The organism is Pedobacter immunditicola (assembly GCF_037482985.1).
Taxonomy (GTDB): Bacteria; Bacteroidota; Bacteroidia; order Sphingobacteriales; family Sphingobacteriaceae; genus Pedobacter; species Pedobacter immunditicola.
Genome location: NZ_JBBHKC010000003.1, coordinates 279,064 through 301,857 on the forward strand (window position 1 = coordinate 279,064; position 22,794 = coordinate 301,857).

Annotated in this window: 23 protein-coding genes, 1 tRNA gene and 1 pseudogene; 14 read left to right on the forward strand and 11 right to left on the reverse strand. The window is 40.8% G+C overall.

Annotated elements, in window-relative coordinates; translation table 11 throughout:
* The first annotated feature begins 284 nt into the window (after positions 1 to 284).
* Genes WG905_RS06235 through WG905_RS06245 form a run of 3 tightly spaced genes read left to right on the forward strand, consistent with a single transcriptional unit; the run spans position 285 to position 2,488 of the window.
* Positions 285 to 1,580, forward strand: coding sequence for a hypothetical protein (locus tag WG905_RS06235; protein WP_339590847.1), 1,296 nt, complete (start codon positions 285 to 287; stop codon positions 1,578 to 1,580).
* Positions 1,581 to 1,623: 43 nt separating this feature from the next.
* Complete coding sequence (locus tag WG905_RS06240) at positions 1,624 to 2,163, forward strand: DUF4142 domain-containing protein (protein ID WP_339590848.1); 540 nt, start codon at positions 1,624 to 1,626, stop codon at positions 2,161 to 2,163.
* Between the two features lie 4 nt (positions 2,164 to 2,167).
* On the forward strand, positions 2,168 to 2,488 hold the full coding sequence (locus WG905_RS06245) for a plastocyanin/azurin family copper-binding protein (protein ID WP_339590849.1): 321 nt from the start codon (positions 2,168 to 2,170) through the stop codon (positions 2,486 to 2,488).
* Positions 2,489 to 2,505: 17 nt separating this feature from the next.
* On the opposite strand, the gene WG905_RS06250 is transcribed toward WG905_RS06245, so the two are convergent.
* Entirely contained in the window at positions 2,506 to 3,072 is a 567-nt protein-coding gene (locus WG905_RS06250; RefSeq protein WP_339590850.1) for a YdeI/OmpD-associated family protein, read from the reverse strand.
* 222 nt (positions 3,073 to 3,294) lie between these two features.
* Here WG905_RS06250 and WG905_RS06255 point away from each other — a divergent pair, with 222 nt between their 5' ends.
* Complete coding sequence (locus WG905_RS06255) at positions 3,295 to 3,831, forward strand: pyridoxamine 5'-phosphate oxidase family protein (protein WP_339590851.1); 537 nt, start codon at positions 3,295 to 3,297, stop codon at positions 3,829 to 3,831.
* Positions 3,832 to 3,843: 12 nt separating this feature from the next.
* Here the strand turns inward: WG905_RS06255 and WG905_RS06260 are convergent, their stop codons facing one another.
* Positions 3,844 to 4,602 carry a DUF72 domain-containing protein gene (locus WG905_RS06260; RefSeq protein ID WP_339590852.1) on the reverse strand — a complete coding sequence of 253 codons (759 nt, stop codon included), beginning with the start codon at positions 4,600 to 4,602 and terminating at the stop codon, positions 3,844 to 3,846.
* A gap of 126 nt (positions 4,603 to 4,728) precedes the next feature.
* On the opposite strand from WG905_RS06260, the gene WG905_RS06265 reads away from it, so the two are divergent.
* The 5 genes from WG905_RS06265 to WG905_RS06285 all read left to right on the forward strand — a co-directional run bounded on the left by WG905_RS06265 (position 4,729) and on the right by WG905_RS06285 (position 10,010).
* Positions 4,729 to 5,274, forward strand: a complete 546-nt coding sequence (locus WG905_RS06265) for an OmpA family protein (protein WP_339590853.1) — start codon at positions 4,729 to 4,731, stop codon at positions 5,272 to 5,274.
* Between the two features lie 168 nt (positions 5,275 to 5,442).
* Entirely contained in the window at positions 5,443 to 6,339 is an 897-nt protein-coding gene (locus WG905_RS06270; RefSeq protein WP_339590854.1) for an arginase family protein, read from the forward strand.
* A gap of 64 nt (positions 6,340 to 6,403) precedes the next feature.
* The gene (locus tag WG905_RS06275; protein ID WP_339590855.1) at positions 6,404 to 7,594 is read left to right on the forward strand and encodes a multidrug effflux MFS transporter; all 1,191 of its coding nucleotides are present in this window, start codon (positions 6,404 to 6,406) and stop codon (positions 7,592 to 7,594) included.
* Positions 7,595 to 7,714: 120 nt separating this feature from the next.
* Positions 7,715 to 7,787 (forward strand) — tRNA-Lys (locus WG905_RS06280).
* 420 nt (positions 7,788 to 8,207) lie between these two features.
* Complete coding sequence (locus tag WG905_RS06285) at positions 8,208 to 10,010, forward strand: Kelch repeat-containing protein (RefSeq protein ID WP_339590856.1); 1,803 nt, start codon at positions 8,208 to 8,210, stop codon at positions 10,008 to 10,010.
* Positions 10,011 to 10,079: 69 nt separating this feature from the next.
* Here the strand turns inward: WG905_RS06285 and WG905_RS06290 are convergent, their stop codons facing one another.
* Positions 10,080 to 11,831, reverse strand: coding sequence for an arylsulfatase (locus WG905_RS06290; protein ID WP_339590857.1), 1,752 nt, complete (start codon positions 11,829 to 11,831; stop codon positions 10,080 to 10,082).
* Positions 11,832 to 12,034: 203 nt separating this feature from the next.
* Here WG905_RS06290 and WG905_RS06295 point away from each other — a divergent pair, with 203 nt between their 5' ends.
* The 3 genes from WG905_RS06295 to WG905_RS06305 all read left to right on the forward strand — a co-directional run bounded on the left by WG905_RS06295 (position 12,035) and on the right by WG905_RS06305 (position 13,853).
* The gene (locus tag WG905_RS06295; protein ID WP_339590858.1) at positions 12,035 to 13,063 is read left to right on the forward strand and encodes a tetratricopeptide repeat protein; all 1,029 of its coding nucleotides are present in this window, start codon (positions 12,035 to 12,037) and stop codon (positions 13,061 to 13,063) included.
* Between the two features lie 153 nt (positions 13,064 to 13,216).
* On the forward strand, positions 13,217 to 13,699 hold the full coding sequence (locus WG905_RS06300) for a MoeA family protein (RefSeq protein ID WP_339591089.1): 483 nt from the start codon (positions 13,217 to 13,219) through the stop codon (positions 13,697 to 13,699).
* Positions 13,581 to 13,853 carry a helix-turn-helix domain-containing protein gene (locus WG905_RS06305; RefSeq protein WP_339590859.1) on the forward strand — a complete coding sequence of 91 codons (273 nt, stop codon included), beginning with the start codon at positions 13,581 to 13,583 and terminating at the stop codon, positions 13,851 to 13,853. Before WG905_RS06300 ends, WG905_RS06305 begins: the two co-directional genes overlap by 119 nt.
* A gap of 16 nt (positions 13,854 to 13,869) precedes the next feature.
* On the opposite strand, the gene WG905_RS06310 is transcribed toward WG905_RS06305, so the two are convergent.
* The 7 genes and pseudogenes from WG905_RS06310 to WG905_RS19515 form a co-directional block, all read right to left on the reverse strand.
* Positions 13,870 to 14,376 carry a nuclear transport factor 2 family protein gene (locus WG905_RS06310; RefSeq protein ID WP_339590860.1) on the reverse strand — a complete coding sequence of 169 codons (507 nt, stop codon included), beginning with the start codon at positions 14,374 to 14,376 and terminating at the stop codon, positions 13,870 to 13,872.
* An 81-nt stretch (positions 14,377 to 14,457) separates the two neighbouring features.
* Positions 14,458 to 16,878: a TonB-dependent receptor gene (locus tag WG905_RS06315; protein WP_339590861.1), complete on the reverse strand. Its 2,421-nt coding sequence runs from the start codon at positions 16,876 to 16,878 to the stop codon at positions 14,458 to 14,460.
* A 102-nt stretch (positions 16,879 to 16,980) separates the two neighbouring features.
* Entirely contained in the window at positions 16,981 to 18,051 is a 1,071-nt protein-coding gene (locus WG905_RS06320; protein WP_339590862.1) for a dipeptidase, read from the reverse strand.
* A gap of 50 nt (positions 18,052 to 18,101) precedes the next feature.
* Positions 18,102 to 19,214, reverse strand: coding sequence for a D-TA family PLP-dependent enzyme (locus WG905_RS06325; RefSeq protein WP_339590863.1), 1,113 nt, complete (start codon positions 19,212 to 19,214; stop codon positions 18,102 to 18,104).
* Between the two features lie 61 nt (positions 19,215 to 19,275).
* Positions 19,276 to 19,746: a RidA family protein gene (locus tag WG905_RS06330; protein WP_339590864.1), complete on the reverse strand. Its 471-nt coding sequence runs from the start codon at positions 19,744 to 19,746 to the stop codon at positions 19,276 to 19,278.
* Positions 19,747 to 19,812: 66 nt separating this feature from the next.
* Positions 19,813 to 21,126 (reverse strand): gluconate:H+ symporter, encoded by a 1,314-nt coding sequence (locus WG905_RS06335; protein WP_339590865.1) that lies wholly within the window; start codon positions 21,124 to 21,126, stop codon positions 19,813 to 19,815.
* A 152-nt stretch (positions 21,127 to 21,278) separates the two neighbouring features.
* Positions 21,279 to 21,413, reverse strand: a pseudogene (locus WG905_RS19515) (hypothetical protein); the annotation flags it as partial.
* 139 nt (positions 21,414 to 21,552) lie between these two features.
* Here WG905_RS19515 and WG905_RS06340 point away from each other — a divergent pair.
* Both WG905_RS06340 and WG905_RS06345 read left to right on the forward strand, forming a co-directional pair.
* Positions 21,553 to 22,128, forward strand: coding sequence for a DUF4256 domain-containing protein (locus tag WG905_RS06340; protein WP_339590866.1), 576 nt, complete (start codon positions 21,553 to 21,555; stop codon positions 22,126 to 22,128).
* An 83-nt stretch (positions 22,129 to 22,211) separates the two neighbouring features.
* Complete coding sequence (locus tag WG905_RS06345; protein ID WP_339590867.1) at positions 22,212 to 22,436, forward strand: DUF2798 domain-containing protein; 225 nt, start codon at positions 22,212 to 22,214, stop codon at positions 22,434 to 22,436.
* 148 nt (positions 22,437 to 22,584) lie between these two features.
* Here the strand turns inward: WG905_RS06345 and WG905_RS06350 are convergent, their stop codons facing one another.
* Positions 22,585 to 22,755 (reverse strand): hypothetical protein, encoded by a 171-nt coding sequence (locus tag WG905_RS06350; RefSeq protein WP_339590868.1) that lies wholly within the window; start codon positions 22,753 to 22,755, stop codon positions 22,585 to 22,587.
* Positions 22,756 to 22,794 lie beyond the last annotated feature (39 nt).

The following is a 22,794-nucleotide window of genomic DNA, read 5'->3' on the forward strand; positions in this document are numbered from 1 at the left end:
AATTCCGTTTCATAATCATATATCTCTATTCCCGTCAAATCGGCACGCTTAATCTTTGAGATTGCTTTTAGTTCTCTTTCAGCTTCCATATCAATAGGAAATGAACGAAAATTATAAACCCGCCCTAATTTTGTGGCTATGTTTGCACATGCAATCGCATCATATCTGGCGTGATGGTCTAGCCTATCATTTTAAATAATGCCATTAGGGCAGATTCTTTGTAACCCTTTTCAGCCAGCTCATCTCTAATCTATTATTAGGTTTAACAAAGTAATACTTTCGTTATGGCAAATTATAGCAAATCGATTGTTATCGCAACATTGATGGGGTTTGTACTCCTGTCACAATGTAAAAAAGATCATTTTCTAAAGGATGAGGAACCTTCTCCTGCACTAGTCAATGAGGGGAAAGAGATCTTCCGTTACGATACGTTTGGAGATGAAGATTTCTGGAGCGGCCTTCTCCATTTAGACAAAGCAATCGCGGGATCGGCCAAGGGAGGTTACGGTCCTGGCGTTAGTCCGCGGACAGCCTTGGCCGTCGGCTTAAAAGTAGACGCCAAAGCTTTACCTCCAGAAGTGGTCGCCGGGATAAAATCTGGTGCCATCAGCCTTGATGATCCCGCCAGTACACTTGCATTATTAAAATTAGATGCAGTGGTGGGTGTAAAAGGAACGTTTGAAGCCAATGGTGCATTGCGTTCAATCGGTATTACCTGTGCTTCCTGCCATTCTACGGTCGACGATTCATTCGCGCCCGGAATTGGCAACCGGCTGGACGGCTGGCCGAACAGGGACCTGAATGTAGGGGCAATCATATCTTTAACAGACAATGCCAAACCTATAGCAGACATGCTCCATGTTAATGAAGGCACTTTGAGGACAGTATTGGGGTTATGGGGTCCTGGTAAGTATGATGCCGTACTATTTGTGGATGGTAAGGCGCTTAGGCCTGATGGAAAAGTATCTGCAAGCTTACTACCGGCTGCTTTTGGTTTAAAAGGTATAACCCTGACGACCTATACCGGATGGGGAGATATTAGTTATTGGAATGCTTTTGTAGGTGTCCTGCAAATGCACGGCAAAGGAACTTTTATCGATCCCAGGTTAAATAATCAGGAAAAATATCCAATTGCAACCGAAAACAACCTTTATAATGTAATCAATAATCCGGATTTACTGACCTCAAAATTGCCAGCTTTAAAAGCCTATCAACATTCAATTCCAGCACCGAAACCTCCTGCAGGCAGTTATGACCAGTCCGCTGCGAATCTAGGAAAGGCTGTTTTCTTAGATAAAGCGAAATGTGCTTCCTGCCATGCAGGTCCTTTGTATGCAGATAATATTCTACATACAGCCGCAGAAATTGGCATCGATGATTTTGAAGCTAAACGCTCTCCAACAGGTAAATACCGTACAACGCCATTAGGTGGGTTATTTACCAGAACAAAAGGAGGTTTTTATCATGATGGCAGGTTTGCCACCTTAGGTGATGTTGTTAACCATTATGATAAACACCAGTCATTAAACCTTACCGCTAAAGAGAAACAAAACCTGGTAGAATATTTAAAATCACTTTAACAATTCAAAACATATTTACCTGAACAATCAAAACCTTTAAGCTATGAAAATCATGAAATCTTCATTAACGGCTACAGCCATTGGTATAGTACTATTGGTTGTATTTACAAGTTTTTCGCTTGCACAAAGCACTAAACTCACAGACCCGGAGATCGCTAACATTGCTGTTACGGCTAACCAGATTGATATTGACTATGCAGCGGTAGCCAAAGAAAAATCAAAGAATGCGGAAGTGCTTAAGTTTGCCGAAACCATGACCAATGACCACAAAGCAATCATTAAACAGGCAGTGGAACTGGTTACCAAATTGAAAGTAACTCCGAAGGACAATTCGGTGAGCAAAAAGCTCTTGGCTGATGCAGAAATTACCAAGAAAACTTTGCGTTCAAAGTCAGGAGAAGCATTTGATAAAGCCTATATCGATAATGAGGTAGCTTATCATAAAGCCGTTATTTCTACTGTAGAAGGTACATTGGTTCCTTCAAGTGAAAATGCAGAATTGAAAGCCCTGTTACAAAAAGTGGTTCCTGCATTAAAAGCGCATCTTGGCCACGCTGAAATGATACAAAAACAACATAAGTAAAGCCATGAAAATATTTTTTATGCTGATGGCACTAACCTCAACTTTAACCTCCAGCTGTTCTTCACCGCCTGATCGACCGAAAACTTATACGGTTGAAATTAAGGATATGAAGTTTGTGCCGGAAGCCATCACGGTTAAAAAAGGTGACACGGTGCTATGGGTTAACCGGGATATCATGAATCATGATGTGACGGAAGAAAAAACAAAAGCCTGGAAATCATCTCCTATCTCAACCGGAACATCATGGAAAATGGAAGTAACTAATGATGCCAATTACTATTGTAGCATTCATGTCGTCATGAAAGGAACAATTAGGGTCGAATAGCTTGTCTTTTTATCAGGTTAACAATTTTTGTACTTGTCATTCAATCCAACACCCTGTAGAATCATCGGCGTTATTTTTTCCAACCTTGCTTTTTTAGTTTCTTCTCTTTTTGCAGCGTCAATATGTTCGATATATTCTTTTTGTTTGTAAGGACTTAGTTTCTCAAAAGCTGTTTCCAGGGCTTTATTGGTAAGAAAGGTGTTTGAAAGTAATTCGGGAATTACCGCGGCGGCTGACTTTTGTGGCTTCCATACTTTTCCTTCTTCCTCGTTTTTTATCGCCTCATGGATATACTCCAATACCAGTGTCTCATTGATTTCCTCCATTGCCGTAAACCGCCAATGGCGCAGGGCTTTGGTCTTCCCATCCTGTGCGCTGACTAAAACCTGCTGCTCATCTTTCAAAAAAACACCATTATAAAACCAAAGGGCAAAGTAATTTTTGAAACCAAGAGCACCTACCACATTTTTACCATTATGGGTGTATACTTCCATACCCCATTTAATGGTGGAGGTGAGTCCTGTTTTAAGTATAATTGACTTAAGCAGTGCTAATTCTTCCTGCCATTGATTATCTTTTTCCATGATTTTAAACGATACGGTTTGATTAATTATTTAATGACCAAATTTAAAAATAAAGTATTAGCATGATAGAGTAGCATACATTCAAACATAATGATTAAAATATTTCTTTTTAAGTTCCAGCGTCAGGGAATTCAGGGGGCAGGCATTGAAGCATTCCTGTTAAAAAAATTAAAACAAAGAAATTGCCTGATTGTAGTCTTATAAATCTATAATAATAAGAATATGGACAACATCAATAAAAACCAGGAAGAGAAAAACCGTGAAAATTTAGATGCAGAAGCTGCAGTAAAGAAGATTAAAGAATTGGTAGATATCGCTAAAACCTGCTTTTTAACCACAGAGGTTTCATCAAGTCAATCTTATGGCACCAGGCCCATGACCGTTCAGAAGGTCGATGATGCCGGCGTAATCTGGTTTCTCGTGGCCAATGACAGCCATACCTATAAGGATATTGCCGCGAACCCGAAAGTGAAATTACACTTCCAGGGATCCGCTCATTCAGACTTTCTGTACTTGGAAGGGAATGCTGAGTTATTAGCAGACCGGGGCAAGATGAGAGAGCTCTGGGAGCCGATAATGAAGACATGGTTTACAGAGGGGCTGGATGATTCGCGCATTGCCGTTTTAAAGGTCAGTCCCATAAGTGGTTATTACTGGGATACTAAACATGGAAATTACATCGCTGGGATAAAAATGATGATTGGTGCAGTGATTGGAAAGACAATGGATGATTCCATTGAAGGCAAAATACAAGCCTAAAATAGGGTAATGCTATTCCAGCACATAAGCTCTTAAGCTTTCCATGTTCTGGATGGCATTACCCATCGTATTGTTGAAATAGGTATAAACCTGTTTCCCATCTTCTAGCCATTCTTTAATGTAGGATGCGTATTCGTAGAGAAAATGATCATCATAGCTGCCTCGATAATTTCCGCTGGGGCCGTGAAAGCGTACATATACGAAATCAGCAGCTGCGTCAATGAAAGCAGCTCCTTCTTTCAGTTTATCGTGTATCACTAAACCCATCTCCAGGGATTCCAACATTTCATAAGTGTCACTCTGGTACCAGTTCTGATCCCGGAATTCAATAGCCACCTTCCATTCATTTTCAGGATCTGCCAAGCGGATCTGCATTAAAAGCTGTTCCATTTCCCGCATGAGCACAGGTTTGATGCTGCCGGGAAATTGCACCAACAAACATCCCTTTTTTTCTCCGGCACCTGCTATTCTTCCCATAAAATGCGGGATATCGGCAGCGAAAAATTCAAGCCCCTTATTATGTGTAATTCCACGCCAGAGCTTAAAAGTAAAGCTGAAATTTTCGGGGGTATCGTGTGCCCATTTACTTACCGTAGCAGCCATCGGGATTTTATAAAAAGAACTGTTTATTTCGATGCTGTTATATAGGGAACCATAATAGCATAGTCTGCTTTTAGCCTTATATTCCTCCGGATAAAATTCTTTATTGGGCACCGGAAGTAAGAGTCCGCTGGTGCCAGTATAATAGTTGGATAGTTTTTGATATTGCATTAATGAGGTGTTTACTGTGTAACAATATTGAGTTTATAGCCCTGAAGTGCTTTTAAAACACCTTAATCCACAGAATAGTTTGTTCGCCCAATTTTATCTTTAAGAAAAAAGCGATAGTTTTAGCGAATGAGATATACTGCTAACACAACAAAGACACTTTCCGTAGTCCTCGGGGTACTTCTTCTATTTACCCTTTCCTGTAAAACCAAAAAAGTAACCGTTCAAACGCCTGTTACTTCCCAGGTTAAAGATACCGATACTGAGTTAAATGGTATCAAGAAAGACTTACCTGAAAACCAGGTGGAGAGAACAAACGAAGGTATCAAGTTCACTTTTAGTAACGAAATCCTGTTCCCCACCAATTCATCTTATTTGAATGAAAACTCCAGCAAAAATATTGCTGCTGTTGCAAGAGTTATTACAGAAAAAGGCGATGGCCGCGAAATCCTTGTCGAAGGACATTCCGACAAAACCGGAACTTCTGAATACAACCAATGGTTATCTGAAAAAAGAGCTGTATCGGTAAAAAACCAATTGGTTAAATTAGGAATTGCTGCCGACAGAATAAAAACCGCTGGAATTGGTGACACCAACCCTATTGCGGATAACAAAACTAAAGAAGGAAGATTAATTAACCGCAGAGTTGAAGTTACCCTGTTAAAAGTTAACTAGAATTTAATTTAGGTGACCATTCATTATAAAGGAGGAAGCGCATGTTAATTCAAACATGCGCTTCCTCCTTTTATAGTTGGTAAAAGGCATCACCGTAACTTTTGTTGCCTAGCTAAGTATTAAATTTTATGAAGATTTTATTAACTTGGGTTTTCTTGCTGTAATGAAATGAAAAGTATTTGCATTGTTGAATTTCCATCTAACTTAGGTTTAACCATGCTTCAGCCTGGAAGAGAACCAGGTGTGAAATATTTACCGGATTGGCTGCGGGAACATGATTTTCATCAACATATTCATCCTGAGAGCACCATGCGGCTTGATCCTCCTGAATATAGCGGGGTAAAAGATCCTGAATCCGGTATTTGGAATGCAGATGCGATTGCTGCTTATGCCTTTCAGCAGGCAAATGTTTTGACCAACCTGCTGGATGATGATAAATTTCCAATCGCCATTGGCGGCGACTGTAGTATTGTGATCGGGCCTGCCATCGCCTTAAAACAACGGGGTAATTATGCTTTGTTCTATCTTGATGGGCATACTGATTTTATGGATATCTCTTTGTCGGCTTCAGGGGGTGCTGCTGGGATGGCCGCTTCGATTGTTGCAGGAAGGGGACATGAAAAATTAGCTGACATTTTAAACTTATCTCCCTACATCAAGGAAGAGCATATCTGGTGTGTTGGCAACCGTGAATATGATGATGCTTATGAAGATGAGATCCGAAATTCAAAGGCGACCTATAAAAGCCTGGATCGCTTACGTGAAAAGGGGATCGAACAGGTTGTGAACTCCTTTCTTGATGCAATTCAAACCAGGCAGTTAGATGGTTTCTGGCTACATATAGATGTGGATGTATTGAATGATGATATCATGCCTTGTGTTGACAGCAGAACGCCCGATGGCCTTACTTATCCGGAATTCAATGAAGTATTGTATCATTTGCTACAGAGTGAGCTGTTAACAGGCATGGACATCACCATTCTTGATCCTGAACTGGACCGTAAGGGCAAGTATACGGAAGCTTTCGTGATGAATATAGCAACGGTTGTTAAGCGTGCGCTTTAGCGAAATTAAGATTAGGATTTGGTAAATAATTAGTGAATCTTTGCGCCCTCTAAAAAATGGCTTAATGACAAAACCAACCAATTTTTATCTCATTCTCATATTAGGGTCTTTAGCGGCTCTGGGGCCCTTTTCAATTGATATGTATCTACCGGGCTTCGATGCCATAGCAAAGGACTTAAATACGACGGTACCTAAAGTATCACTTTCCTTGTCGGGTTTCTTTATTGGTATTTCCTTTGGCCAGTTGCTTTACGGGCCATTACTTGATAAATTTGGACGTAAAAAGCCATTGTATATTGGCTTGCTGGTTTATATACTGGCTTCCTTGGGGTGTTTGGCTGTTAACGATATTAACCAACTGATTGTATTAAGGTTTATACAAGCCATCGGAAGTTGTGCTACGGCTGTCGCCTCCATAGCCATGGTGCGCGATCTGTTTGCTGTGAAAGAGAGTCCGAAGGTATTTGCTTCACTGATGCTCGTGATTGCCGTGTCACCTATGCTCGCTCCCACTGCTGGTGGTTATTTAATTGAAGGCCTGGGCTGGAAATATGTATTTGTCTTTTTAGCGCTTATGGGCGTTCTTTTACTCCTAGCTTCTTACTTTTTTCTTCCAGAAAGTTATAAGCCTGATCCAGAGTATTCGCTTAAACCAGCGCCAATGCTTAAGAAATTTCATACGGTACTAATTGAGCCGCAATTTTATACCTATGCACTCATTACCTCGCTTTCTTTTGCTGGTTTATTCACCTATATTTCGGCTTCGCCCATGATTTTTATGAATTTATATGGGGTCAGTAAAACGGGTTATGGATGGATATTTGCCTTGTTATCGGCAGCATTTATTGGTTCAAGTCAGGTTAACCGGCTTATTTTGAGGTGGCATACCAGCAAGAAAATAGTCAATTGGGCATTAATTTTACAAGGTGTTGTCAGCTTTTTGTTTCTGCTGGCAGCGTTAAACAACCTGCTTAATCTGTATAGTACCATTGCTTTTATCGCCTTGTTTTTAGCTTGTCTGGGATTGATTAATCCAAATGCTGCGGCACTTTCTCTGGCACCATTTTCAAAAAATGCGGGCAGTGCTTCCGCTTTAATGGGTGCTTTGCAAATGGGTTTAGGTGCTTTGGCATCTTTTGCAGTAAGCTTTTTTCCTGAAAATTCTGTCCTGCCCATGCCACTAATCATGTCGGCCGCTATAAGCTTAGCCTTATTGATCCTTTGGTACGGAAAAAAAATGCGATCCGTGAATTAATTTAGTTGCTTATTATCAGTCTATTGGCTGTTTATGATGTGAATTCTTTCAATTTTTAGTGGTTCATACCTTGATTTTTCCTGAAAATTGATATCTTTGCATCTCTTTAAAAAAGAAGATGATTCCGTAGCTCAGCTGGTAGAGCATTACACTTTTAATGTAGTGGTCCTGGGTTCGAATCCCAGCGGGATCACACCAAAGACTATCAAAATGTATAAGACCCTGCAATCAAACGATTAGCAGGGTTTTTGCTTTTCATTGGGATCTGTTATTTGCTTACGAAACACTTTCACCAGAATACACACTAACAGGTGGCTCGTCATTGTTAGCGGTCATCGTACAAAGTTGCATCAAACCAACATTTAAACTCAAGATATGAGAAAGTCAGAAAAGGGCTGCTATTGTTGAGAGAAGCTAGAGGACAATTCTTAAAGGTGTAAGGACAAAAAGCTTTAACTCTCGTGCATTCATATTTTCTTATAAACGCACTTAATCATTAGCATAAAATGATTTAGGAATGCAGGATCCAATTATGAAGTTGGAAAAACCTAAGACTTTCATGGAATAAGGTTAAAATAATTTATCTTTGGTGAATTAATTAAGCTCTCCCTTCATGTTTCGTTATTTACGCCTTGTTTTTTTCCTTTCCGTTTTATTTTGTGTGATTTCTGGTTGTAAAAAAGAACAACAAGATCCTCCTGCAGTTAATTTCACTTTAAATAGTGTTGATCCATTAGCAATTCAATTTTCAGCCACTGCACAGGATGTGGAAGCCAGTAACATAAAAGAAGTAGGTTTTGTATGGCGAAAACAACCAATGCCAACAAAAGAGAATTCTTTTGTTAAGGTGATGAATAATGCCACCGTTAATTTCAATTTTAAACTTGCCACAGGGTTAGAAGCAGATAGTACTTATTACGCAAGAGCTTATTTGATTACAAAAAGCAAAGAAACGATTTACAGTCAGGAAATTAGTTTTAAAGGTAAAAAAGGAAGTGCTATAAACTTTCAAACCACTTTAGGTGAATATACCTGGGACGATGAATTAGAAGTACAGTTATTTAATGACCTTGACATTGATCTAACTAAGTTAGAATTTGTACTCGATAAAAACTTAAAATTCGTCCCTCTAAAAATCATCGGTAACACAATTTATTTTAAGATTCCCCTGGAAGCGAATCCAGCATCGTGGTATAGTATGTTAGATGTACAATTATATGGTGCTCACATAGCTTCAGTCCCCATCAGATTCAAAATTCCAAAAATAATTCAAAGCCAGGAGATCTATGGAACTGTAGGAGAAAAGATTAAACTTACCGGTGATAATTTTCATCCTTTGAAAGATCGCAATACGGTTCTTTTTGGAAACAATAAATTTGTGGTGCTCAACGCTACTAAAACAACACTTGAAGTAGAAATTGCGGATACCCAATATTCTTATAGTGATAAAATTACTGTGCAAACCAGTCCGGTCCTAAAAACGATTTCTGAGTTTAACGCTAAAGTGTATAAACATTTTAAAAGGATTGCCCCCTTCCCCGGACCTGCAAGGATTTCTCCCCTGGTATTTGAAGCAAACAATAAAATGTATCTCGGCCTTGGGTTCGGGCATTTTGCATCAATTCTTCAGGATATGTGGGAATATACTCCTGCAACGGATTCATGGAAGCAAATTGCAGATTTGCCCAGTGTACCTGGATATTCAAAAGCGATGGTAATTGATGGTAAAATTTATGTAGTTCCAGCTTCGGTTATCATTGGTAATCAAGGCACAAATTATGTGTTTAACTATGACAGTGGTACCAATACGTGGAAGAAGGTAAGTGATTATCCTAATTATCCATTAAAAGGCATGTCTGCATTTTCAAGTAATAACTATGGCTATTTGCTGAGTGGCTATATATATGACAGCAGAAACTATCAGTATGTTTTCAGTTATGTAATGCGCTATGATCCATTGAAAAACCTTTGGAAGGTCATTGAAAATTTCCCTGGCACCCCTCGTGGTGAAGCTACTGTCATTAAAATCGGGAATAAAGTGACCTTATTAGCTGGAGATTCTTACAATTTTTCTGTTGGGCCAAGGTATCCCGCCGATTCCTGGTCTTTTGATTTAAACACGGAAAAATGGGTAAAGTTAAAGGACCTTTCCCCTATTGTAAACACCCCACAATTTTCCTTTACTGTTAACGGCAAAGGTTATATAGGCTCAGCTTTATTTAACACCAATAGTGTAACTTCTGAACTAATTGAATATAATCCTGAAACAGATACTTATGCTAAAGTTGATAACCTGCTTGACCAAAACAAAGTCTTTGCAGGAGCAGCCGCTGTAGGAAATGTAGGTTACATTCTTTGTGGTGATAATAACTCCGGAAACCGGGGTACAAATGTTATTTTAAGATTTATTCCTTAAAAATTAAAATTACCGCTTTACCATTATTGCTTTTTCACGGAGCATCTTATTATTCAAATTGTCTAAAATCTACTCGCCACCACGCTGCAACTCCAGCGTAGCTCTCTCTATAAGGGCTTTATTTGTGGAATCCAACACTGCTTTAAAAAAATTATCTGGCCCCAGCACACTATAGGCTCTGCCTCCTAAATAGGGTATATAGCCCACTTCCTGCGTATATTCGGTCCAGCCGCTTAACATCTCGTGAAGCTTATCCGGGTTTTGTTCGGCAAGGTCTCGCTGCTCTATAGGATCCTCCTTTAAATTAAACAGCTGCCAGCTTCTGCCATCTCCGAAAGGTGGCATCAGGAACCGGATTTTCCACTCGCCCTTGATGTAAGCCTTGTTCTCCAGGCTTTCAATCCCAAAGCCACTCTTTTCATTCCTCACGGAGCTTTTTTTATTGCTTAACATTTTGTTAAATGAAATTCCCGTCATGGTTGCCAGCTTATTGTTTTGGAAGGTGTCTGGCCGTTTAATGTTAGTCATTTCGAGCAGCGTAGGCATGATGTCGGTACCTAAAATTTTGTTGGTCGCATCCACTCCTTTTACGGCAACACCGTGCCCAGAGATGATAAACGGCACCCGGATACCTCCCTCACCAGTGGTGGTTTTGAAATAGGAATAAGGCGTAGCAGTCACCTCTGCCCAGGCTCCTTCCAATGAAACAAAGGAGTTTGCTTTGCCCATGTTCTCCAGGCTGTTATCAAATGGCTTCATGATTGTTTTATAAAATGAAGGATTTTTGGGGTTGGCGCCGTTGTCACCTATAAGGATAATGATGGTATTTTCCAGCTTGCCTGCTTTTTGAAGGGCCTTCAGCACGCGGCCTATTTCCATGTCCATTATCTCCAGCATGGTGGCATAGAGTTCCATCCGTCGGGCTTCAATCTTTTTCTCCTGCGCTGAGAGCTGATTCCACTTCTTATATTCTCCTGAACCCATGTTAATTGGAAGATCGTTAGCTATCAGGCCAAGCTTTTTCATATTGTTCATCCTAACCTGGCGAATGTGGTCATATCCTTTGTCGTATGCTCCCTTGTATTTATCCATCCATTTATCTGGCACATGCAGCGGATCGTGTGGCGCAGTAAAGGCCAGGTAACCGAAGAATGGTGCCTCATCCTTTTGTTTGGTGATGTATTGTATCATTTTGTCGGCGTAGAAGATGGAGGAATAAAAATCTTCCGGAAGCTTTTTCACCTGTACGCTGTCGTCCATATACACGGTGTGTATCATTTCCTCAGGGCCTAATGGGAAAATATTGCTAAAATGGCTGGCTCCGCCGCCCAGGAAGGTGAAGCTACGCTCGAAACCTCTTTCAAACGGCCGTCTTCCTTCTTCGTGGCCCAGGTGCCATTTGCCGCTCATGTATGTGTGGTAGCCGTTTTTTCGCAGGGTTTCGGGAAGACTCATCACCCGGTCGTTCAGGTAGCCCTCATAACCTGGTTGCATGTACTGGTTGGCGGCCTGAAATGGAGACATGGCGCCTATTCCGCTGATATGGTTATCTATTCCGGACATGATCATGGCCCGGGAGGGCGCACAAAGCGGCGAGGTATAGCAATGCTGCACAATCAGCCCATTGTCGGCCAGGCGTTGGATATTGGGCGTTCGGATCTCCCCACCAAATGGCGACAGGTCAGAGTAGCCAAGGTCGTCCACCACGATCAGGAGGATGTTAGGCTTGTTATCGTTTGCTGTTCTATTGTTTCCGCAGGAACCCAAAGTGAAAATAAGTCCTGTACAAAGCAAGTAAGGTACGAAGGATGTTTTTTTCATTGGAATATAGTTTGTTTTTTTAGGTGATAAAGCTAATTTATGTCAAACGGGTTCAACACGGTGTCCACCGCTGACAAACATTGGTCTCATTTAGTCAACTAGTAGGTTAATTTACAGATATTTAAGGTGCTTGTCGCTTAAACAATTAAGAGAATTTACGATAAATAATTTTAATATTCTATATTAATGGCTTAAACGCTCTTATGAAATTTATTCTCACTGTTCCGCTCCGCTTTGGCCTATTTATAGCTTTAACATTGTCTGTACTTGCCGTCCAAGCCCAGATAAAGTTAAATGGCACTTATATTGCTACAAAGGTCACCTACTTAAGTGATGATGAGCTCCCCGAAGACAATCTTCTTAAGTATAACTACGTCAAATATACCTTCACTAGTCCAGATCAAATCAGTAGTTCAGGCGTCTACTATGAAAAGGGCACACCCTATTTATTTGCAATCAGAGGAAACCATTTAGTGATTAAAAGCGAGGCCGGTTCAATTATAAATACAATGAAGGTTTTGGAAAGCACTGCAGACAAAATAGTACTCGTTAGCAGTGCTGAAAATGGCTCATTAGAGGACCCCTGGGCGATTAAGTATACACTATATAAGGAACAACTCCTGCAAAAAAGCATGCCGCTCCATTCAGATGACATCTTTAGCATCAAGGGGACCGATACAATTTTTAAATCTGGTCAAAAAATATTTGCTCAGTTTAAGGGGCCATCTTTTCAATCCTATATTTATGATAAGATCCGAAAAAAAAAGATGGACGTCAAGAGTGGACAACTGCTTTCTACCTTTATCATTGATGCAAATGGTTTTCCTAATAGCCTTAGAATCATTCAGGGAATCAATCCGAAATTTGACGCCGAGTACATCAAAGCGTTCAATTCCGCTAGAAATAGTTGGCAACCGGCTTATTATAATGGAAAATCTGTAAAAGTGCTGATGAACCAGGAGTTGAGATACCTCTCCTCTGAGCAAACACTACCGTCCTATTTCGATGCCCAAAAGGCTTATGCCGCTTATAAAAATCGAGACTATGAACTCGCTTTGTATTATTACAATAAAGCACTCGAGGCCAAGAGTGATGATGTGGATAATTTGTACCGTAGGGGAATCTGCAAACAGATGCTCGGTAATTTAGAAGGAGCATGCGCAGATTGGACTAAAATACAGCTCATGGGTGATAAGATAGCAGATGAGCTCTTGCTGAAATACTGTAAATAACAGTAAATAATAGGCTTCAAATTCATTCCTAATATTGCAAAAATGAATCCACTTCTTTGGTTAAGTCGCACATTATCTATGTGTTAGTGTTTTACCCCGTAGCCTATCTACATTTGATAACAACAGGAAATAAAATTTAAAATATCAGTGATATTGGTATCTAAACCAGTAATCTGTAAAATTACTTTGCAGAACAAACACCTGCAAGAGGGTTCCAATGTACATGACCAAGGTGCTGAAATTAAAGCAGGCGAATTGGCGATGTCAAAAGGCAGCCTCTTAAGCCCAGCGGCCATTGGATTCCTTGCAGGAATTGGGACCACTGTTCTGGACGTTTATCCCATGCCCAAAATTTCAATCATTGTTACCGGAAAAGAACTCCAACAACCCGGGCTTCAGCTGAATTTCGGTCAGGTCTATGAATCCAACTCTTACTCGCTGTCTGCCGCATTAAAGCTAGAAGGTATTGCTAAGGTAAACATCTTTCAGGCTGACGATGAGCTGAGCATCCTGACAAGTGGAAGGCGTACTAACTGTTGCCTATTGTGCAGAACAACTCCATCTTTCTGCAAACTATTTTGGGGACCTGATCAAAAAGGAGACTGGAAAATCAGCTTTGGATCATATCCAGGCTAAGGTAATGGATATAGCAAAGGAAAAAATATTTGATCACCGAAAATCGATAAGTGAGATTGCATATGAACTGGGCTTTAAATATCCACAACATTTTACACGGGTATTTAAACAAAGGGTTGGTTCAACGCCATATGAATATAGAAAATTAAACTAAAAGGGTGATTGCGCTATTAATTCCCTGATTCTCCTGCTTTAGGTTCCTGATGGTCATAGCTCAACACTTCACTTAACTTCCAGCTATCGTTTTCAAGGACCCAGACCGAAGTGAATTTTGCAGTAGCCGTCCACACATCTTTTTTACCAGCTTCTCTTCTATAAAATTGATGAATGCCGTGTTGGATAGCCCCATAGAGCACGCCATTATTATAAAGTGGAAAGACAACAAAGCTTCCTTCCTGCGGCTTCCTTATTGGTTTTTTATCCGGGGTGCCACAGATGTATTTCTTCATATTTTCGAAAAAGATCTTCCTGTCCTGAAAGCCACTTTGGTCGTGATAGAATTTTAGGTCCTGGCTGATCGTTTTTTCAAGGTAGTCCATGTCACAACGATTGAACCCCCGTTCAAAAAAGATACTGTCCTGCTTTTTGATGTTGATATAAAGCGCTGAACTGGTGTCAACCTGACTGTAAGCGCTAAATGCGGTTACGGTCAAAACTAGAAGGATGAGGTTCTTCATGATTTCTCTTTTATTGACTTAATCTAATATCGGGTTAATTTTACTTATTAGAAGATTTGCTTAAAGGGATTTATGTAGTTGTTACCTCCCTCCCAGCCTTTTTTGTTCAGCATCCAGTCCTGTTGCCCTGTCTCTGGCTGATTTAACTGTCATTTTTCCAAAGCGGTAAGTGAAAGTTAAGCGCACACTTCTGCTGGTTCCCCATTGTTCAAGTGTGTAAACATTGCCGGGTAAAGTACTATTGATCCTTGCCCGCTGACTTTGAAAAATGTCGCTTACCCCTAGTTTCAAGTTTCCTTTTTTATTTGGCAGGTTAAAGCGAAGTCCTGCATCTAAACTATAGAGGCTTTCTAATTTGAAAGCGCCTTCAATTTGAGGCGTGCTGTACCAAAACGAGGCATCGGCGCTGAAGGCATCACTGATCGTAAAGTTATTTTGAATATTGAACTGCCCGGTCCAGGCTTCAGCATCCAAACTTGCACCATTTAAGTCTGGTGCCTGCAATTGTTTGTAATAGCCGAGGAAATTTGTGTTCATGTTCCACCATTTACCGATATTTACGGGGAAATTCAGTGTAAATGAAAGCACGTCTGCAGCTGCTAAATTGGTTACCGTTTGATACATCGCATTCGTTTCCGCATTCTGCAACAACACCTGGCTGATGACATCATCAGTACGGCTATAATTAATAGCGAAACTTATTTTTTGCCGAAGCAGATAGCTAAGTTCCATATTATTGGCATACTCTGGTTTTAAGTTGGGGTTGCCTATATTATAAGTGTATTGATCCAGGTAGAACACAAATGGATTGAGGTTTTGGTAATTAGGCCTGTTGATCTTCCTTGAATAGGAAAATTTAAGGATATGATCTGCATGAAAGTTTTGGCTAAAGTTGAATGATGGAAATAAATCTGTGTAATCTCTTTCGGTGACTTGCTGGGTAGTTGGCGAATTGCCTGTTGATCTGGTGTTCTCCACACGTAAGCCTCCCTGGAAGGAGGTCTTTCCAAGATTTAGGTTAATAATCGCATAACCGGCATTCACTTGTTCATTGTATAAGAACCGGTTACTTCTGCTGCTATCAAATACCCAACTGTTGTTGACATTGTTTTCATGAATATAGTCATTGTCACTTTCAACGTCAGATAACTTAAATCCAGCCTCCATTTTCAACTTTTTAGTGATCGGCAAGGTGTAATCTACTTTAATGGCCTTGATTATAATTTCTGAAGGTGCAAAATTTCGGTAGACCTGTCCGTTCTTTAAAAATGTGCCATCCGGCAGGCTGAACCGGTTCAAATAGTTGCCATCATTGCGGCCATCAAATGTAGCGTAGTCGGCATCAAGACTTAATTCTTGTCCTGCTGTATCCAGAACTCCCTTGTAGTTGATGTTATAAGATAAATTTTTCCGGTAAACATCCAGAAAGCCTGGCGTCAACAACACAGAATCAATTGCGGTAAATGAAGGGCCTATGTTGACCATACTATAACTATGCTGGATTCTTTCATATACATTTCCCTTGGCTAAAATGCCCAGGGTGTGATTTTTACTTAAAAAAAAGTCCGCACCAATTTTATAGTTGTGAGCTGAATTAGCGGAGGTATCTTTATTCTTCTGCGCAAAATATAGTTGATCACCTGGTGAAACCCTGTTGATTTCTAATTCTTCTTCATACTTTCCCTTGTTATAACCGTAGGATCCAAAAAGATTGAAGAATTGTTTGCGGTAATTGAGGTTGACAGAATTGCTGGTACTCATGAATTTGTTATTTCCACCTCCCAATGCCAGGTTGCCATTAAATCCTTCTGTTTTACTTTTTTTAGTTTTGATGTTGATGATACCTCCTGTGCTATTGGCTTCATGTCTTGCCCCTGGATTATTGACAATTTCGATGCTCTCAATTTCCGTACTTTGCATCGACTTCAATAAGTTACTTACTTCGGGGCCACTCAGGTAGGTTTGCTTACCATCGATGGTGACCAGCACATTGCTTTTTCCTGCCAAAGAAATATTATCGTTGTTATCTACAGTCACTCCCGGTGCTTTTTTCATCACTTCCAGTGCATTCAAGCCTGCAGTCGATGGTGTAGCATCTACATTGAAAATCAGTTTATCTGCACGTCGTTCAAGTACAGGTTTTGTGGAAGTAATGGCTACTTCGCTAAGACTTTTTGAATCTTCCTGTAGGACGATAGCCGGCACTTGATAAGTTGATGCGTCATTTAATTGAAAGACAGGTGTTTGTGACTTGCTGTATCCTACAAGACTGGAAACGATGTAGTAATTTCCACCTTTAGCCATTAATTTAAAATTTCCATTGTGATCTGAAATCCCGGTGCTTACCAGTGTAGAATCTTTAGCATTGTATAACAAAACACTGGCAGATGGCAGGCTTTCTGTATGGTCTTTTACCTGACCTGTAATATTTGAAATTTGTTGCGCATTTAAAAATCCAGGAGACAAGAAAAAGAGGGCAATAAAAGGTAAATGGAATTTCATGTAAATTAAGGTTGTTTCTCTATAGACGCAAGCTCCGCCTTAAAAGTTACCTTAATGCTGAAATATTTTTATCCCGAGGGAATCCCTGTTACTTTATCTTCCTTAGCGCCAGTTTTTCCGCAAAAAACTCAGCCAGTTACCATGCATCAGTTTCTCCATATCAGTTTGGTTATAACCTCTGTTAGCAAATAATGCTGGAACCTTGTTCAAGTCCGCAATGCTTTCTAAATCATAAGGGCATTGTTCTTTTCCGAATCCACCATCCAGGTCTGAGCCAATTCCAACGTGATCTGTATTTCCGGCGAGCTGGCAGATATGGTCGATATGATCAATCATCACCTCCAGGTTACAGTTAGTACCCATAGGTGTGGAGACCTTTCTTTCCCAATCAGGAACCATCATCCAGGCATCTAGCGCTGCACCAATCACCGCACCTCTTTTAATCAGTTCCTTGATCTGTTCGTCGGTAAATTGGCGGTTATGGTCTACAATAGCCCTGCAGTTGTTATGTGATGCCCATACCGGACCATTGAAATGATCCAAGGCATCCCGAAAACTTTCGTCACTCAAGTGGGTAGCATCTAAAATAATGTTTAAACGTTCCATTTCTGCCAGCAATGCATAACCGTCGGGTCCCATTTTCCCTGTGGCATTTGTTCCCTGGGCATACCTTCCTGGTCCATAATGTGCTGGACCTACAGCCCTTAAGCCTTTTTCCCAGGCTTTTTCAAGGTATCCCACATCGACCAATGAATCTGCGCCCTCCAGACTCAGGATGTAACCAATGGGTTTTTCCATCACTGGTGTTCCACTTTGCCATAAAGCCAGGTGCTTTTCCAAACTTTCAAGGTCCTTCACCTGCACCATTTCCCCTGCCGCTTCCATCGCCTGGTACCATGCCAATTGCCCTTGTGTTTGTGCCCATGCCTGTTCGGCGGAATGCCAACCTGGTAATGGATTGTCTGGAGCAACATAGCGTGCAATTTGTGTAGCCACAACCAATCCAATATTTCCTTTTCTCAGTTCCGGAAAGTTAACCGTTGCATTGCCACGATCTGGTTTATCGGTTAAGCCGCGCTCGCGCTCATTGATTGTTTTCAAAGGAAGCCTGAGGTCACGGTTCCATTCCATCGCATTCATACTCAAATCCAGGTGGGCATCGATTGTAAACATAATTGGTTTTTAGCGGTGATAGTTTTTAAGTTATTTATTAAAATAAGGCGTTATATGGTATCTTTTCTTTTTCGGGAATTGATCGGCCATATTTCCGGCGGCCTTTCGGTGGATACACTCAGGGCAGTATCATAAAGTGCAACAGTCGGACAAATATGGAATGGTAATCCATATAATAAATCGCCCACCTTGTAGCCGTGATTTTCACCTGCCTCAAGTACCAGGTGTTCTTCGCTTTGGCTTACAGGAATCAAATTTGGGGCGTTAAGGAAAGTTATCCTTTGCGACAAGCTATTTTCTGCCGATACGGCTTTATGTCCAAGATCCGTACAGATAAGGTTTTTATCTGGTAGAGATACAATTCTGGAAAGCACTAATGCTGCCGGTAAGAAGGGTTGTTCATGGAAAGCTTGCTGATAGCCATGATCCCAAAGGGCAAAGGTCCCCGGACTGCATTCAAAGTTGCTGGCTGCTGCATAAATCGGAAAACTCGGTGTACCACCAGCGATGACTTTTGGTTTGTGCTGGTCATGTTGTTCGATCTGTTCACTTAGGTCCTGGAGCACTGTGATGATTGCCTCGACTTTCTCTTGCCGGATACTATAGTCGCTATCATGAACATGACCGTCATAGGCATGCAAACCAAGTACATTTAATCCTTCCATGGAGCGGAGGTCTTCATAGAGTTTAAATGCTTTGCTCGAAAGAACGCCTGTCCGGTTCATGCCTACATTCACATCGATAAATACCTGTATAGTTGTGTTATGTTGTTTCGCAGCTGCAGCGACGCTTGATGCGGTTTCTTTATTGTCTACAAGGCAGCTGAATTTGGTTTTTGGAAATCGTTCCTGTAAAACCATGAACCGGGTGATATTAGGACCCACTGGTTGGTAAGCGAGTAATACATCGGGGGCTTCACAAATGCCCAACATCTCAGCTTCTGCAATGGTAGCACATTTGAATTGCTGTAACCCTGCGGCTAACAGCAGTCTGGTGACCTCAGCAGATTTATGTGTCTTGACATGTGGACGCAAACGGCTTTTATGATCGATCATACCGAGTAGCATTTTTATATTTTCCCGGATACGGTCTTCATAAAAGATCAATCCCGGGGAATCAATGTTTGCCAGGTTTTCCAGTTCATACCAGTTTGACTTATTCATAGTTGATAATTGTAATTAATTGACCAATAAATCAATATAGATTAATGCACTCCTTTTTTGATCAGTACAATTCAAAGAGTGCCTCCACTTCTACGGGAATATTATCTGGTAAGGATCCGAAACCTACAGCACTTCTTACGCCGACACCATGCTCTGGTCCCCATACTTCAGCAAATAATTCACTGCAACCGTTGATGATAAAAGGATGCTTTTCGAAATCAGGCGTACAGTTCACCATACCCAACACTTTTATCACACGTTTTACTTTGTCCAGGCTGCCTAGATTAGCTTTAATCGTAGCTAACATGGTCAGACCTACTTGTCTTGCCGCCATTTTGCCCTCATCCTGATTCAGATCTGCTCCTATCCTTCCAATAATCAAGGTTTTGTCGTCATTTACAGGGCCATGTCCGCTTAAATAGAGCTGTTTACCATCAATGAGGCAAGGTTTATAAACACCTAAAGGTGCAGGTGCTGGCGGGAGATTTAATCCCAATTTTTCAAAACGTTGGTCTGCAGTTAGATTTTCCATGTTAGAAGATACATTGTGTTTTATACTAATTAATTTATTCCAGGCAATTTATTTATCCCAGGCAATTTACAAAAGAGCATTGAGAATCAAAATGCCAATCAGTCCTACGGTCCCAACAATGGTTTCCATCAATGCCCAGGAACGGAATGTTTCTTTGAGGCTGAGGTTAAAATATTCCTTAAACATCCAGAAGCCAGAATCATTCACATGGGAAAACATCAGGCTTCCGGCACCCACGGCAAGCACCATCAGATTTGGATCAGTCTGTGCGTTGACCATTAGTGGAAACGCAATTCCTGCAGTTGTTAATCCGGCTACGGTAGCGGAGCCTACAGCAAAGCGGATTAAAGCGGCAATCAGCCAGCCTAAAAATAAAGGTTCAACTGATATTCCCTGAAGGTACTTTGCTATTTCGAGGCTTACCCCGGTTTGTACCAATATTTCCTTCAATGCCCCTGAGCCTGCAATAATCAATAAGATCATGGCGATGTCCTTAATTGCTTCCCCGTAAATGAACATGATATCGCTCATTTTCTTTCCCCTTGATAAGCCAAGCAGCCAGGTGGCGATCAGCAGTACAATCATCATCACGATAGATGGGTTCCCTATGAAACTGATGACTGGGGAAAGTGCTGAACCTGCCGGCAAGAGTAACGGCAGGATAGATGCCAGGGCCAATAAAATTACAGGAAGCAAGGCTGTGAACAAGCTGATCCACCGCCCTGGCAAATCTTCCGACGGCATTTCTTTAGTTCTGAAGGAAGCAAGTGGTTTTGCCTCTATATGTTTCAATGATTTGGAAAAGATAGGTCCTCCAACCACAATGGCAGGTATGGCTACGATCATTCCGTAAAATAAGGTAAGTCCCATATTGGCATCAAATTGCACCACAAGTGCTGCAGGCGATGGATGCGGAGGTAAAAAGCCATGGGTTACTGACAAGGCTGCCAGCATGGGTAAACCAATATAGATCGCATTAAGCTGGTAACGGTAAACCACAGAAAAAATCAGGGGAACCATTAACACAAAGCCAATTCCATAATATAAGGGGATGCCAATGATGAAACCCGTAATGACCATTGCCCATTGGATATGTTTTTTTCCAAATGTGCTCATCATCACCTCGGCAATTTTTTGTGCTGCACCACTTTCTGCTACCAATTTACCCAGCATTGCTCCTGTCGTAATGATGATTACCAGTGAGCCTAATACATCACCCATCCCTTTTTCAACTGCGCCAGCAATTTTTGTTAATGGTAAACCCAGGCTAATGCCTGCTATTATAGATACCACCAGAAAAGAAAGAAAAGCGTTGATCTTAAAGACGGAGATCATGACGATCAACAGAATGATGCAGAGTAAGACGGTGAGTATAGTCATCAATTAAATATCAAGATAATTAACAACTAATCAAAAGATTAATCAAGAAGTTAGGGAATTTACCGCCATTTATGATTTTACAAAATAGTGTTTGGATGATCATCACCTGCTGGCTCATCCTGACGAGGGGCATTTAATACAATTAACCATTATCATTTCACTTGCGTTATCAACAGCTGTTTAATCCAGCCAAGCTCGGGTGTGGTGCCTTTTTTAATGGTTAAGAAATATTTTGTTTGCCAATTTTGAGTTTTCTCAGCTTGTTTATTTGTCGCAATGTCCCAGGGTGGATAGAAAGCTCATCATTGTCTTTCGTATATCAAATATTTGCTAAATTTGAATGACAAGGACATGTCTTAAAATCAAGGGCTGGACCCCTGCACAATCCACTAAAGGTATTGTTTGTGTATTAAAGATTATATACTTATGAGCAACATTAAAAGCATTGAAAAGGAGTTGTCTCCAGAGCAGCGTGAAGAATTACTGAACGCGTTGAAAGTCCGTTTTGAGAAAAACATGGACCGCCATAAAGGCATGGAATGGGCTAAAGTACAAGCGAAGCTTGAATCGAATGCTGAAAAACTGTGGTCGCTCCATGAAATGGAAAGAACTGGGGGTGAACCAGATATTGTTGCCCATGATAAAAATACGGGCGAGTACATTTTTTATGACTGTTCAGCGGAAAGTCCGAAAGGTCGCAGAAGTCTTTGTTATGATGTTGAAGCACTGGATGCCAGGAAAGAAAATAAACCGGAAGGTAGCGCTATTGGTATGGCAGCTGACATGGGCATTGAACTGCTAACAGAAGAAGAATATCGGGCGTTGCAGCAATTTGGAAAATTCGACTTGAAGACGTCGAGTTGGTTGAAAACACCTGCAGCTATAAGGAACTTAGGCGGCGCCATCTTTGGTGATCGCCGTTACGACAATGTCTTTGTGTATCACAACGGTGTGCAATCTTATTATGCTGCAAGGGCTTTCCGTGGTTCGCTAAGCGTCTGATTTGATCATCTTAGCGTGCATTTTAAGTCAGAATCTTTACTATATTTTATAAAGTAGAGCGGAATGTCTAAATTTGCGCCAACATGAAAATAAATTATTTTAAATACATCAATACTTTTTTTGTGGTCGCACCAATGACCTTATTAATGGCATTTATAGCAATGGTATTAAACAACGGCTATATTCATGAAGATTGGGTTAGGCGTTTTTTTAGTTCATGGCTGATCATGTTTCCAATTGCATACCTGTCTGCACTAATGATTATTCCATTTGCAAGGAAGGTGACCAACCGGTTGTTTCAGGTATAAGAATATAAGATCAATCTGGCTTGGGGTGCATCTTTTTCCGCTGTCTAGAATAAAGGGTTTGTTCTAAAGTATTTCCCATCTTCAAACTTGACAACGATCCATCGTCATCAATAGGGTTCAGCATTTTGTTGTTTTTCGTCAAATAGTGTCAGAGTTCTGCTCCAGTAAGCATATCATAAGTATTGGACACTTCTTCTATGGCGGCATAACCACTATAGTTCAATCCTGATTGACCTAATTTAGATTTCTTTGTGGTGACGATAATTACGCCATTTGCAGCTCTTGACCCATATATAGCCGTAGAAGAGGCATCCTTCAAATATCAATATTTTCTATGTCTGCTAGGGCAAGCAGATCT